Consider the following 13,470-nt stretch of genomic DNA (forward strand, 5'->3'; position numbering starts at 1 on the left):
GTGAATAGCGCAGCTTGGTAGCGCATCTGGTTTGGGACCAGAGGGTCGGGGGTTCGAATCCCTCTTCACCGACCACTTACAGTGGTGGCTATAGCTCAGTTGGTAGAGTCCCGGATTGTGATTCCGGTTGTCGCGGGTTCAAATCCCGTTAGCCACCCCATTTTTAGAAAGCCTCGTCAGAAATGACGGGGCTTTTTTCGTTTACGGCTTACCTTCGACCTTTCCGTCTTCTGCAATAGTGTGATCTTCTGCTAATAATGTTTTGTTACAGCTTACCCTCCTGCCTTGTAAGGTTTATTCCATATATAGATTCATAAATTCAGTAATAAGCCGGCATATGTTTCGGTTTTGTTAACTGCCCTGTTGGGGTGTTTGTATATTTATGCAAAACTAAAAAGTGTTAGCTATATCATATAACTGTAATTGCAGTGGCTTTCACTGCTAGATGTCAGTGTTATGCGCAGGGGTTATATCTGTTTTTGCTCCTGTTTTCTTATTCTTCTTTCATTTTATGTGATTATTTATTCTTTTTTTATTCGTTTTGCTGGTTTTTACTTGTGCGTTGTTGATTTTTTGTGAAATATTTGACAGATTATGTCCTGAACATAAATTCAGCAAATTATGCTGAAAGAAGGGATTCAATTTTTCAGACAGGGCAGAACACTGCCAAGCAGTTGGGGTCTGGTAATGGCTTTATTGGAAGTGAAAAACCTGCGTATCGAATACCCATCACGACATGGGGTTCATGCGGCAGTGAAGTCGCTCTCGTTTTCAATTGAACGAGGGGAGATTGTGGGTGTGGTCGGTGAGTCCGGCGCCGGTAAGTCGACCGTGGGCAATGCAGTCATCGATTTGCTTAGCCCGCCAGGACGAGTTGCGAGTGGAGATGTTTACCTCGATGGTGAGATTATCTCGGGGTTGAAACCGGAGCAGATGCGCTCGGTGCGTGGCTCGAAGATCGGTTTTATCTTTCAGGACCCGATGACCTCGCTTAATCCACTGTTTACGGTTGAGCAGCAGCTGACCGAGACGATTGTGACCAATTTGAAGGTGAGCCAGAGCGAAGCCGTCAAGCGGGCCATCAACTTGATGGAGCAAGTTGGGATCCCACAGCCAGAGTTACGTATCAAGCAGTATCCGCATCAGTTCTCGGGCGGTATGCGTCAGCGAGTAGTGATTGCGATTGCTTTGGCTGGCGAGCCCGACTTAATCATCGCCGATGAGCCAACGACGGCGTTGGATGTGTCGATTCAGGACCAGATCCTCAACCTGATTCGTGAATTATGTAGAAAGAAAAACGTCGGCTGTATGTTGGTAACCCATGATATGGGCGTTGTTTCCAATGTAACCGATAGGGTCGCAGTGATGTATCGCGGTGACTTGGTGGAAATCGGTAAAACGGAGCAGGTGTTGTGCCGCCCGAATCATCCGTATACCCAAAGCCTGATTTCGGCTGTACCGCGTTCGGATATCAAGCTCAAGCGTTTCCCGCAGGTGAGCTATATCGAAGAAGCTCAGGATATGAGCCAGCTTGATGTGAAAAACCATTGGCTGGGACAGAGTGAAGATCAACGTAGTTATACCGGCGCCTTGCTGCAGGTTGAGAATGTTAACCTGCGCTTTGTTACCAAGGATTCATTCTTCGAAAGTCGTCGTGAATACGTACAGGCGAATAACGATGTCAGTTTTGAAATCTTTGAGGGTGAGACGTTCGGCTTGGTGGGTGAATCGGGATCCGGTAAGTCGACGATAGCCCGAGCAATCACGGGGTTGTATCCGCCTAACTCCGGTAAAATTACCTTTGAAGGGGTTGATTTGACCGCTCTGAAAAGTGAGGCTGAACGCCGTCCGCTGCGTCGCCAGATGCAGATGGTGTTCCAGAATCCCTATACCTCGATGAATCCGAGGATGAAGGTTGCCGATATCATCGCCGAACCTATTCGTTTCCACAAACTGACCGAGAGTGAAAGCCAGACGCGTCAAATCGTCAATGATCTGCTCGACCACGTAGGGTTGGGTAGTGCGTCTGGTATGAAGTACCCGCACGAGTTTTCTGGTGGTCAGCGCCAGAGGATTTCGATTGCTAGGGCATTGGCTACCCGTCCCCGCCTATTGATTTGTGACGAACCGACGTCGGCATTAGATGTCTCGGTTCAGGCGCAGATCCTTAACCTACTCAAAGACCTCCAGGACGAACTGAACTTGACCATGCTGTTTATCAGCCATGATCTCCCGGTGATCCGCCAGATGTGTGATCGCATCGGTGTGATGCAGAAGGGCACCTTGCTTGAAGTCGCCCCGACTGAGCAGTTGTTCACTGCGCCGCAGCATGAGTACAGTCGTCAGCTTATCTCGTTGATGCCCGAGTTCAAGGGCATGAGCCATGAAGGGCTGAAGTTAGCGTAACCATTTGATGCCGCTGCTTGCAGCGGCACTGGACACAACAAAAGCAAACACAACAAGGGAGTTACCTCCCCGCATAAAGGAGCTATGCAATGAAAACCATCAAGACCAAGTTGGCCGTTGCCCTAATGGCTGCCGGCCTGAGCTTTAGTGCCGCCGCTGCCGATATCAAAGTCGCCTATGATGCTGACCCGGTATCGCTTGATCCACATGAGCAGTTATCTGGCGGTACGCTGCAGATGTCTCATATGGTCTTTGACCCATTGGTACGTTATACCCAAGACTTTGACTTTGAACCTCGCTTGGCCGAGAGCTGGAAGCGTGTTGATGACAAGACGTTCCAATTTAGCTTGCGTAAAGGCGTAAAGTTCCACTCTGGCAACGAGATGACGGCTGATGATGTGGTATGGACTTTCAATCGTTTGAAGTCCTCACCCGATTTCAAGGCTATCTTCGAACCGTACACCGAGTTGAAGAAAGTCGATGACTATACGGTTGAGCTGATTTCTAAAGGTTCATACCCGTTGGTACTGCAGACAGCAACCTACATTTTCCCAATGGACAGCAAGTTTTACACTGGCCAAACCGAAGGCGGTAAAGATAAAGCTGAGTTGGTTAAGCACGGTAGCTCTTTTGCGTCGACCAATGTGTCGGGAACCGGCCCTTTCATCGTGTCAGCGCGTGAGCAGGGTGTGAAGGTTGATTTCGTTCGTTTTGCTGATTACTGGGACAAGGAATCAAAAGGTAACGTCGATAAGCTAACGCTGGTACCGATTAAAGAAGACGCAACCCGTGTTGCTGCGTTGCTTTCAGGTGGCGTGGATATGATTGCACCGGTTGCACCGAACGACCACAAACGCGTCGAAGGTGCGAAAGATGTGGATTTGGTGACCCTTTCAGGTACTCGACTGATTACTTTTCAGATGAATCAGAACTCGAATGAAGCCCTGAAAGATGTACGTGTGCGTCAGGCGATTGTTCATGCAATTAACAATGACGGCATTGTTAAGCGAATCATGCGAGGCTTCGCAACGACGGCTGGTCAGCAGGGCCCTGAAGGTTATGCTGGCTACGATGAAAAGCTAGTACCGCGTTTCGATGTGAAGAAAGCCAAGGAATTGATGAAAGAAGCGGGCTATGAAGATGGCTTCCGTCTGACCATGATGGCGCCGAATAACCGCTATGTGAACGATGCTAAGGTGGCACAGGCTGCTGCTGCAATGCTGTCGAAGATCGGTATTAAGGTCGACCTTAAGACTTTGCCGAAAGCGCAGTACTGGCCTGAGTTCGATGTCTGTGCGGCAGATATGATGATGATTGGCTGGCATTCAGATACTGAAGATTCGGCGAACTTCTCTGAGTTCTTGACCATGACTCGCAATGAGGATACGGGTAAGGGTCAGTACAACTGTGGTTATTACTCGAATGCAGAAGTCGATAAGTTGGTAGATGCATCGAACATCGAAACTGATCCGGCCAAGCGTGCTCAAATGCTACAGCAAGTTGAAGCGACCCTTTACGATGATGCAGCCTTTGTTCCTCTGCACTGGCAGAATCTGGCCTGGGGCGCAAGCAGCAAGCTGAATATCAAGCCTATCGTCAACGCGATGAACTTCCCGTACTTCGGTGATCTGGTCGTTGAAGAGTAACTGCAACGGCCTGCTGGGTGATCAGTAGGCTTACCAACACCGGCGTTAGAGCCGGTGTTGATTTTTATGGATGAAAAAAGGGGCAGGGAATGTTTACGTTTCTGGTCAAGCGCCTGTATCAGGCACTGATAGTGATGTTTGTGATCAGTCTGGTGGCATTTGCCATTCAGGATAACCTTGGCGACCCACTGCGTGAGCTGGTGGGACAGTCTGTATCAGAAGCTGAACGTCAACAACTTCGCGACGAGTTGGGTCTCAACGATCCGTTTATTACTAAGTACAGCCGTTTTGTCGGCGATGCACTGCAAGGTGACTTGGGCACTTCCTATTTCTTCAAGCGACCAGCGGCAGAGGTGATCCTCGATAAGCTGGTGGCAACCCTGGAGCTGGTATTTGGGGCAACCCTGATCATTATAGTGGTGTCGATACCGCTTGGGGTCTATTCGGCAATCCACCCCAACAGCTTCTTTACCAAGGCCGTAATGGCTTTCAGTAGTATCGGGATTTCGATACCGGTCTTTCTGACCGCAATCATGTTGATGTATGTGTTTTCGATAGAGCTCGGCTGGTTACCGTCCTATGGGCGGGGTGAGACGGTCAACGCCCTCGGCTGGGAGTCGGGATACTTTAGCCTTGATGGCCTGCGCCACTTGGTGTTGCCGTGTGTCGCACTGGCATCGATTATGCTGCCGTTGTTTATCCGCTTGGTGCGATCTGAAATGCTGGAGGTCTTGAGCTCAGAATACATCAAGTTTGCCAAGGCCAAGGGCTTGGCGATGAACAAAATTTATTACCAGCATGCGCTGAAAAATACCATGCTGCCGGTGCTGACCGTGGGCGGGGTACAAATCGGGACCATGGTCGCCTACACCATCTTGACGGAAACAGTCTTCCAATGGCCAGGGACAGGGCTTCTATTCCTTGAAGCGATTAACCGGGTCGATACCCCGTTAATCACCGCCTATGTGATTTTCGTTGGCCTTATTTTTGTCGTCACCAATACCATTGTTGACCTGCTGTATGGCCTGGTAAACCCGACTGTGAACCTGACTGGCAAGGGAGAGTAAGTTATGAGTAGTACAACCGCCGCTGCCCCAAGCCGATGGGAGCGTTTCAAGCAGTCAGATTTTCTTTATTATTTCCGCAAGGACAAAGTGGCGATGTTCAGCTTTGCGGTGTTTATGGTCTTTGCTGTGTCGGCATTGATGGCACCGGTCATTGCCCCGACCAACCCTTATGATTTATCGTCCATTGATATTATGGACTCAGAGCTGCCTCCTTCCTGGATGGAAGAAGGTGACAGCCGGTTCTTGCTAGGCACCGACGATCAGGGACGAGATATTTTCTCTACCATCCTCTATGGTTCCCGCCTGTCGCTGACTATTGGCTTGTTGGCTGTTGGCCTGCAACTGGTACTCGGGGTGGTGATCGGTTTGAGTGCCGGTTACTTCGGTGGCCGGGTTGATAGCTTCCTGATGCGATTTGCCGATGTCCAGCTGTCGTTCTCGACCATGATGGTCGCTATTATCGTCTCGGCAATCTTCCGCACAGCGCTGGGGGCTGAGCTATTTGCCCAGTATGCGGTGGTGATGCTGGTGGTGATTATCGGTATTGCCGAATGGCCACAGTATGCAAGGACAGTGCGTGCTTCGGTACTGGCCGAGAAGAAGAAAGAATACGTTGAGGCAGCAAAAGTGATGGGCTTTAAGTCGCCACGGATCATGTTCCGCCATATTCTGCCTAATTGCTTATCACCGATTTTGGTTATCTCAACCGTACAGGTTGCCAATGCCATCATGTCAGAGGCCGCTCTTTCCTTCCTCGGCCTTGGCTTACCGGTCGACCAACCGTCGTTGGGCTCGCTGATCAGTATTGGCTTCAATTATATCTTCTCAGGCTCCTGGTGGATCACGGCCTTCCCTGGGTTGGTTTTGATCACCTTGGTACTGGTGATCAACCTGTTGGGTGACTGGTTACGTGATGTCTTTAACCCGAAAATTTACAAAGGGTAATAGCAAAACGTAGCGATATTCATTAAGTTGTTCCCATTGCTTAGAAAATAAAGTGGGAACAACGATGATTGATATCGGGGTCAACCTGACTAACAGCCGGTTTGATAAAGACCGCCACGAGGTCGTGGAGCGCGCCCAAACAGCGGGTGTCCACGGCCTTGTTCTTACTGGTACCAGTATCGAAGAAAGCCGACAGGCGGTGGCAATGGCCCGCCAGTGGCCGGGCTATACCTATAGCACTGCCGGTGTGCATCCCCATGATGCCAAAAGTGTCCAAGACTTGGCGCTGACCGAGATCCGCGAACTAGCTGCTCACCCTGAAGTGGTGGCCATCGGTGAATGTGGACTCGACTTCAACCGGGATTTCTCTCCAAGACCGCAGCAGGAAGCCGTATTCGAGGCCCAGTTGGCATTGGCCGCTGAGCTGAATATGCCGGTTTTCATGCACTGCCGTGATGCCCATGAGCGCTTTATGGCGATTCTTAAGCCGTGGCGCGATAAGTTACCGGCAGCAGTATTGCATTGTTTCACCGGTACCCGAGAGGATCTTCGGGACTGCTTGGCGCTGGACTTACACATCGGGATCACCGGTTGGGTTTGTGATGAGCGCCGCGGCACCGAGTTGCGTGAGATTGTCAGTGATATCCCAGATAACCGTTTGATGGTGGAGACTGATTGCCCTTACCTGCTGCCGCGGGATTACCGGCCCAAGCCGAAATCGAGCCGCAATGAACCTAAGTTCCTGCCCCACATCGCGACAGTGATTGCTGAGTGTCGCGGTCAGCAAGCTGAGCAGGTGATGGCCAATGCGTATGTTACCACTCAGGCATTTTTCAATATCGGATCAACAGCCACCAAGTGAGGGTGGTATGATCCAAGTAAAGCGATTTAACCCAAAAAGGAGTATGCAGTGTCTGTATCTATCCAGGGCGCGTTTCCGGCACGCCGTATGCGTCGCATGCGCAAGCATGACTTTAGCCGCCGTTTAATGGCCGAAAATCAGATTTCTGTGAATGACCTGATTTACCCGATGTTTATCCTGATGGGTAAGAACCGTCGTGAAACTGTCGATTCCATGCCGGGGATCGAGCGTCTGTCTATTGACCTGATGCTTCAGGAGGCGGAGTACCTGGCTACGTTGGGTGTCCCTGCGATTGCCTTGTTCCCGGTGGTATCTCAGGACTTTAAGTCAACCTGCGCTGCGGAAGCTTTTAACCCGGAAGGTCTGGTCCAGCGAGCAGTCCGTCTGCTTAAAGAGCATGTGCCACAGATGGGCGTGATCACCGATGTTGCCCTCGACCCGTTCACCATCCACGGTCAGGACGGCATCATCGATGAAGACGGCTATGTGATCAATGATGTCACCACCGAAGTGCTGATCAAGCAGGCCTTGTCTCATGCCGAAGCGGGGGCTGACGTTGTCGCCCCGTCGGACATGATGGATGGCCGTATCGGTGCAATCCGCGAAGCGCTGGAAGAAGCCGGTTATGTTCATACTCAAATCATGGCTTATTCTGCCAAGTATGCGTCTAACTACTACGGCCCGTTCCGTGATGCGGTCGGCTCGTCAGGTAACCTGAAAGGTGGTGACAAGAAAACCTATCAAATGGATCCGGCCAACAGCGACGAAGCACTGCATGAAGTGGCCATGGACGTCAACGAAGGCGCTGACATGGTGATGGTCAAGCCGGGTATGCCATATCTGGATGTGGTGCGTCGGGTGAAAACTGAACTGCAGGTACCGACCTTTGCCTATCAGGTTTCTGGTGAGTACGCGATGCACATGGCTGCTATCCAGAACGGTTGGCTCAAAGAGCGCGAGACCGTGATGGAATCCTTGCTGTGTTTCAAGCGTGCGGGTGCCGACGGTGTCCTTACCTACTTTGCTAAATCAGTTGCCGAGTGGCTGGCAGAAGATGCCGCTGCCCGCCAGACTGAGCTTGATAACCTAAGCGAATAATCTGAGAGAAGCGCAGGTAAGTCTTTACTTACCTGCTGCGATAGCGAGGGCCTGTACTATTGTGCAGGCCCTTTTTGTTAGCGCTGAGTAATGGCAGATAGTTAGGGGTGGACGTTGCGGTTGATTGGATTTTGCAGCGAGATCAGGGTCTCGGTTGACTGGACTTCGTCGATAGCCTGCAGCTTGTCAATCAGCACGTACTGCAACTCCTCTATCGATTTGCACATCAACTTGACGAATATGTTATACGCCCCGGTGGTGTAATAGGCCTCGACTACCTCATCGAGCTCATTGAGCTTGGTCAGTGCCGAGTGGTAGTCCCGTGCTGCATTGAGGTTAATACCAATAAAACAGCACACGTCGTAGCCGAGCAGTTTGGGGTTGATGATCACTTCGGTGCCGGTGATGATTTCAGCTGCACGCATTTTCTCGACCCGGACATGGACAGTCGCCGGGCTAACGTTGAATCGCTTGGCCATTTCGGCATAGGGAGTACGGGCATCGTTCATCAGGGTATTGAGAATTTCCCGGTCGAGATCATCAATTCGAATCTGGCTGGTCATGGTGGAAGCAATCCTTGGTTTATACGTGCTTGTTCATATCTTATACTGTCGCCACGCTATGTCGCTAAATTATATTAAAAAATAATCGTTTGGCCTGTTTCTGGCCCTGCAATTGATAGACAGGACCCCTGACCCTTATGCGCTTGATTGTTCTTTTGTTTCTTCTCAGCTGGTTACCGCTCAAGGCGTCGGCCTACGACACCTTGGTGATCCATTCCTACCACAAGGGAATGCGCTGGACGGATGGTATCCAGGCTGGGTTAGAGTCGGTCGCGAGTACGCAGGGGGTTTCGCTTCATGTTAACTATATGGACAGTAAGCGCTATCAGTCACCGGCGTACCTCAATGAGTTATTGGATATTTACCGCACCAAGCTGAAGCGGGAGAACTACAGGGCCATTGTCGCCACTGATGACAATGCGCTGTGGTTGATCAACCAGTTATCGGATGAGGTAGGCGAAACACCGGTTATTTTGGCCGGCATCAATGACTACCACCCCCATAAACACAAGAGACTGAAGAATGTTATCGGGATCCTTGACCAAACCGATGCCGCAGCCAATATTAATCTGGCACTGTCGGTACAGCCTGATTTGCGGACTATGTATGTTCTTGCTGACAATACGGTTACTGGTCGGGCGCTGTGGAAAGGGGTCACTGAATTTCTGGCGGTTAACTTTCTTAACCTAGAGGTGATTAGGATCCAGGACGGCAACATTGAGTCGGTTCTGGCAGAAACTGAAACACTGCCATCCCGCTCGGCGATTCTTTTTTTGAGCTATTTCCAGAACAGCCACGGCCAATATGTAAACAGCGACGAGTTTCTTGAACAGCTCACTGCCAGAGCCGCTGCGCCAGTGTATGCCTCCTATAAATATATGCTTAACCATGGGGTAGTCGGTGGGGTGATGCTGAGCGGATACGACAAAGGTCGCCAGATAGGCAAAATGTTAGTGAAGCTGCTGGATGGAAAAGTGACACGTTTCCCTACGTTTATTCGCAGCACCGGTAAGGAGATCTTTAACTACCCCGAGGTGGCGCGCTGGGGGTTGGAAATCGATAACAACGAAACTCTGATTATCAATCAGCCGCAAAGCTGGTTCCACCGCTACCAGAACGAAATCCGCGTGCTAACCGTTGCTCTTAGTGTGATGGGGGGGGTTATCGCTTTGCTGGTGATGGTGATCCGCCGGTTACGCAAAGGTGAGCAGCGGCTGCAGCAAAGCCGGGCACTGTTCGAAGGGGTCTTTGATCAGAGCTTCCAGTTTATCGGCATTTACGATAAGGCGGGAATGTTGGTATCGGGTAATTTGGCTTTGCATGAACTGGTCGGGCGCTCGGTGGTCAAGTATGACCGGCCGCTGTGGCGTTGGTTTTGCTGGAGTCCCGAGGCTGCTTTGAAGTTAAGCCGAGCTGTGACCCAGGCATGCAGCCAGCCGGTGCGGCTGGAAATCGATATCCAGAGCCATGAAGATGGCAGTCGGATGCTGGATGTTGTGATCAAGCGGATGCCAGCCGGGGAGAGCGGTGAAGTCCAGCTGTTGCTTGAAGCCCGCGATGTGACGGCCCGTCACCAGATGGAGGAAAAGCTGCGTGAACGTGAGGCCAGCTACCGCCTGCTCTATGAACAGCAACCGGTGATGCTGCTGACGGTGGACCGGCAGTCCCGTATCCAGTCAGTCAACCAGTTTGCCGCCGATCTATTGGGCTATAGCAAGCGAGATTTGCTTGGCCATAAGGTCGCCGTCTTCTATGAGGGCAGCGAGCCCGAACCGCAACGCTACATTAGTTCGGCATTGGATAGTGCTGGTCAGCGGGTGTGGCGGCGTAAGCTACGCTATTGCTGTGCCGATGGCCGAACGGTATGGATCCGAGAAACGATACGCCAGGCGCAGAACCGCCAACTGCTGGTGGTGGGAGAAGACATTACCTCAACCCGTGAGCTAGAAGAGCAGCTGGCTTATCAGGCTTGCCATGATTATTTGACCGACCTGTATAACCGCAACCACTTTGAACAATCGTTGGAGCAGGCACTGGCAGAGGCCCGTGAACACCATGCCCAGCATGCTATGCTGTATATTGATTTGGACCAATTTAAAATCATCAATGATACTGCCGGCCACGAAGCCGGTGATGAGGCCCTCAAGCAGGTTGCGATGATGCTCAAGGATATCACCCCGTCGCAGGCGGTATTATCTCGCCTTGGTGGTGATGAGTTTGCGGTGATCTTGACCGATTGTCAGTTGGTTGATGCGGTAGCCTTTGGTCGTGAGATTTTGCAGCTGCTCGAAGAGAGTGAGTTCTACTGGCAGACCGCACGTTTTAGCTTCAGCGCCTCGATTGGCCTGCGGATGATAGATGAGACCGCAGGCTCGACACAGCAGGTCCATGCCCAGGCCGATACGGCGTGTTATGCAGCCAAAGATGAAGGGCGTAACCGGCTGCATGTCTACCACCCTGATGACGAGGAGTTGCGTCGGCGTGAGCTGGAAATGGAGTGTGTCAACCTGATCCGCCGAGCGTTGTCCGAACGGCGTTTGGATCTCTATGCCCAGCAAATCTCGCCACTGAGCTCTAACAGTAAGGGGCATCACTATGAAATCCTTGTTAGGATCCGTAATGATGACGGTGAGATGATATCCCCGGGATTATTTATGCCGGCCGCCGAGCGTTACAACCTTGCCCATCGCATTGATCGATATGTGGTAAATGCGGCAATTGATTGGCTGGAGTTAAACCCGAGCGCGGTCGCGGCATTGGATATGTGTGCGATTAACCTTTCGGGGCAGTCTATCGGTGATCGTGATTTTGTCCATTTCCTGCAGGACAAGATACGCCAATCTTCCCTGCCGGCGCAGAAGCTGTGCTTGGAAATTACCGAAACGGCGGCAATTGGCAATATGAGCGAGGCGATTCGTTCGTTTACCTTGCTCAAGGAGCTGGGGTGCAGGATCTCGCTAGATGATTTTGGCTCGGGACTATCGTCGTTCGGCTATCTGAAAAAAATGCCGGTCGATATTATCAAGATCGACGGTATGTTTGTCCGTGATATCGCTGACGACGAAGTCGATTTTGCCATGGTGAAGGCGATTAATGAGCTGGCCAAGAAGATGGGCAAGCAGACGGTGGCTGAATTTGTCGAGAACGAGACGATCCTTGCCAAGCTTGGAGAATTGGGAGTGGATTATGCTCAGGGCTATTTGTTTGGCCGTCCACAGCCGCTGCCTAAACTGGTTGCTCAATTGAGCCAGCGTGAAGAGGTGTTATAATCCGCGACTTAATGCCTGCTGTGCTTGGCTGGCAGGTGCTGTATTTACCGGAGTATGTGTGTGCAACTAGCCTTAATTTCTGAGTCCCCTGAACGTCAACATGAACTTGATCTACTGGCTGAACGCTGGGGGTTATCCCATGACCCAGACAGCGTGTTTGCATTGGTACTGACAGCCGAGCGGTTGGAGCTTCGCAAGCTTGACGAGGCCAAGTTGGGCGCGGTATATGTCGACTTGGCTAGTGGCGCCGTGGCACACCGGCGTAAATTCGGTGGTGGCCGGGGTCAGGCGATTGCCAAGGCTGTGGGTCTCAAAGGGGGCGTAACACCAACCGTGGTTGACGGCACGGCCGGACTGGGACGCGACGCGTTTGTCTTGGCCTCGCTCGGCTGCAAGGTACAGATGGTCGAGCGCCACCCGGTAGTGGCTGCGTTGCTGGACGACGGTTTGGCTCGCGCCAAAGCGGATAGCGAAATCGGTGGCTGGATCAGCGAGCGGATGACATTGCTGCATGCCTCGAGCCATAACGCGCTGGAGCTTCTGGCTGCAGATCCGGATTTTGTGGCCCCGGATGTGGTGTATCTTGATCCGATGTACCCACACAAGAAGAAATCGGCGTTGGTGAAAAAGGAAATGCGGGTGTTCCAGACCTTGGTAGGAGCCGACCTTGATGCTGATGGTTTACTGGCCCCGGCACTGGCTCTGGCCACCAAGCGGGTAGTTGTCAAGCGGCCGGATTATGCCGAATTTTTGGCAGGGCAAAAGCCTGCGACAGCCATTGAAACCAAGAAAAACCGCTTCGATGTGTATGTGAAAGCAGCAATGAAGTAGCCGTTGGCGGTTTGCGGCGGTATATTGTAATGAGAATAGTTACTCCGGCCTGATAGTGGCCGGGCTGCCGGAGATGAGGGAATGGCAAAGTCGTTATGTAAATATCGCCGTGTTGAGATTGCGGCCCAGTTTTCCACGATTAGCCGAATGGTCAGTACGGCGAATTATATGTGCAGTAGCTGTGCCCGTGTGGCCTCGGAAAAAGGCTACCTGTGTAAGCCTAGTGCCCTGAAGCGTCCGACAGAGATGGCTCATGTGATCAAGCCGAGTTTGGCGGCGGTCGAAGCGGTGGCGGTTGAGACAGCGGCGGTTTCCGAGCTGACCAATGTGTCCCCCTTATCGCGGGCTTCTTCCTCGGCTCCTGTTTTGGCTTCTGAGCTGGATACACCAGCGCCGGTTATTGCCTCGCACCCAGCAGTGACTGCGAGCCGTAAAGTGGAAAAGAAGAAAGCCAAGCAGCTTAAAAAACTGAAGAAACTGGCAAAGAAGCAGAACAAGCAATTGAAGAAGGCCATCAAGGCGACCCGCCGCTACCACCAGGCTATGGAGAAGGCTCAAGCTTAGGCTTAACGATTGAAGAGTCGTCGACGGACATAAAAAAACCTCCTGGCGGAGGTTTTTTTGTTCTGGGCAATTATGATTCTTTGATCAGTACTGCTGTCATCAGGCAGGTGATCACAGAAACAATGATGCCAGAAACGATTAACGCTGGAAGCATATCCATAGTTAAGTATCCATCTGTTGAGCAACGTAAGTCCCTATTGAAACCTGTTTACAAAATGC

At 51.6% G+C, this 13,470-nt stretch carries 10 protein-coding genes and 1 tRNA gene; 10 read left to right on the forward strand and 1 reads right to left on the reverse strand.

All coding sequences use genetic code 11. The annotated features are described in order from the left end of the window. The first annotated feature begins 84 nt into the window (after nt 1-84). The 7 genes from ACVA58_RS23490 to hemB all read left to right on the forward strand — a co-directional run bounded on the left by ACVA58_RS23490 (nt 85) and on the right by hemB (nt 8,024). Nucleotides 85-160 (forward strand) — tRNA-His (locus ACVA58_RS23490). 527 nt (nt 161-687) lie between these two features. Next, on the forward strand, nt 688-2,406 hold the full coding sequence (locus ACVA58_RS23495) for an ABC transporter ATP-binding protein (protein ID WP_446512720.1): 1,719 nt from the start codon (nt 688-690) through the stop codon (nt 2,404-2,406). 89 nt (nt 2,407-2,495) lie between these two features. Continuing rightward, on the forward strand, nt 2,496-4,052 hold the full coding sequence (locus ACVA58_RS23500; protein ID WP_446512721.1) for an ABC transporter substrate-binding protein: 1,557 nt from the start codon (nt 2,496-2,498) through the stop codon (nt 4,050-4,052). 89 nt (nt 4,053-4,141) lie between these two features. Beyond that, a complete protein-coding gene (locus ACVA58_RS23505; RefSeq protein WP_446512722.1) occupies nt 4,142-5,119 on the forward strand; it encodes an ABC transporter permease in 978 nt (325 codons plus the stop codon). A gap of 3 nt (nt 5,120-5,122) precedes the next feature. Next, nucleotides 5,123-6,064, forward strand: coding sequence for an ABC transporter permease (locus ACVA58_RS23510; RefSeq protein ID WP_446512723.1), 942 nt, complete (start codon nt 5,123-5,125; stop codon nt 6,062-6,064). 64 nt (nt 6,065-6,128) lie between these two features. Next, nucleotides 6,129-6,926, forward strand: a complete 798-nt coding sequence (tatD, locus tag ACVA58_RS23515; RefSeq protein WP_446512724.1) for a 3'-5' ssDNA/RNA exonuclease TatD — start codon at nt 6,129-6,131, stop codon at nt 6,924-6,926. Between the two features lie 48 nt (nt 6,927-6,974). After that, the gene (gene hemB, locus ACVA58_RS23520) at nt 6,975-8,024 is read left to right on the forward strand and encodes a porphobilinogen synthase (RefSeq protein WP_446512725.1); all 1,050 of its coding nucleotides are present in this window, start codon (nt 6,975-6,977) and stop codon (nt 8,022-8,024) included. 101 nt (nt 8,025-8,125) lie between these two features. Here hemB and asnC read toward each other — a convergent pair whose 3' ends face one another. Next, entirely contained in the window at nt 8,126-8,587 is a 462-nt protein-coding gene (gene asnC / locus ACVA58_RS23525; RefSeq protein WP_446512726.1) for a transcriptional regulator AsnC, read from the reverse strand. Between the two features lie 137 nt (nt 8,588-8,724). On the opposite strand from asnC, the gene ACVA58_RS23530 reads away from it, so the two are divergent. From ACVA58_RS23530 to ACVA58_RS23540, 3 genes are all read left to right on the forward strand, one after another. Continuing rightward, nucleotides 8,725-11,856: an ABC transporter substrate binding protein gene (locus tag ACVA58_RS23530; protein ID WP_446512727.1), complete on the forward strand. Its 3,132-nt coding sequence runs from the start codon at nt 8,725-8,727 to the stop codon at nt 11,854-11,856. Between the two features lie 60 nt (nt 11,857-11,916). Beyond that, the gene (locus tag ACVA58_RS23535) at nt 11,917-12,687 is read left to right on the forward strand and encodes a class I SAM-dependent methyltransferase (RefSeq protein WP_446512728.1); all 771 of its coding nucleotides are present in this window, start codon (nt 11,917-11,919) and stop codon (nt 12,685-12,687) included. 81 nt (nt 12,688-12,768) lie between these two features. Beyond that, the gene (locus ACVA58_RS23540) at nt 12,769-13,251 is read left to right on the forward strand and encodes a hypothetical protein (RefSeq protein WP_446512729.1); all 483 of its coding nucleotides are present in this window, start codon (nt 12,769-12,771) and stop codon (nt 13,249-13,251) included. Nucleotides 13,252-13,470: the final 219 nt, after the last annotated feature.

Source organism: Photobacterium sp. DNB22_13_2 (assembly GCF_052873915.1).

Bases quoted from the DNA above. Each gene is read 5' to 3' on its own strand.
- ACVA58_RS23495 (WP_446512720.1), top strand. From the start codon at position 688: ATGGCTTTATTGGAAGTGAAAAACCTGCGTATCGAATACCCATCACGA.
- ACVA58_RS23500 (WP_446512721.1), top strand. From the start codon at position 2,496: ATGAAAACCATCAAGACCAAGTTGGCCGTTGCCCTAATGGCTGCCGGC.
- ACVA58_RS23505 (WP_446512722.1), top strand. From the start codon at position 4,142: ATGTTTACGTTTCTGGTCAAGCGCCTGTATCAGGCACTGATAGTGATG.
- ACVA58_RS23510 (WP_446512723.1), top strand. From the start codon at position 5,123: ATGAGTAGTACAACCGCCGCTGCCCCAAGCCGATGGGAGCGTTTCAAG.
- tatD (WP_446512724.1), top strand. From the start codon at position 6,129: ATGATTGATATCGGGGTCAACCTGACTAACAGCCGGTTTGATAAAGAC.
- asnC (WP_446512726.1), bottom strand. From the start codon at position 8,587: ATGACCAGCCAGATTCGAATTGATGATCTCGACCGGGAAATTCTCAAT.
- ACVA58_RS23530 (WP_446512727.1), top strand. From the start codon at position 8,725: ATGCGCTTGATTGTTCTTTTGTTTCTTCTCAGCTGGTTACCGCTCAAG.
- ACVA58_RS23540 (WP_446512729.1), top strand. From the start codon at position 12,769: ATGGCAAAGTCGTTATGTAAATATCGCCGTGTTGAGATTGCGGCCCAG.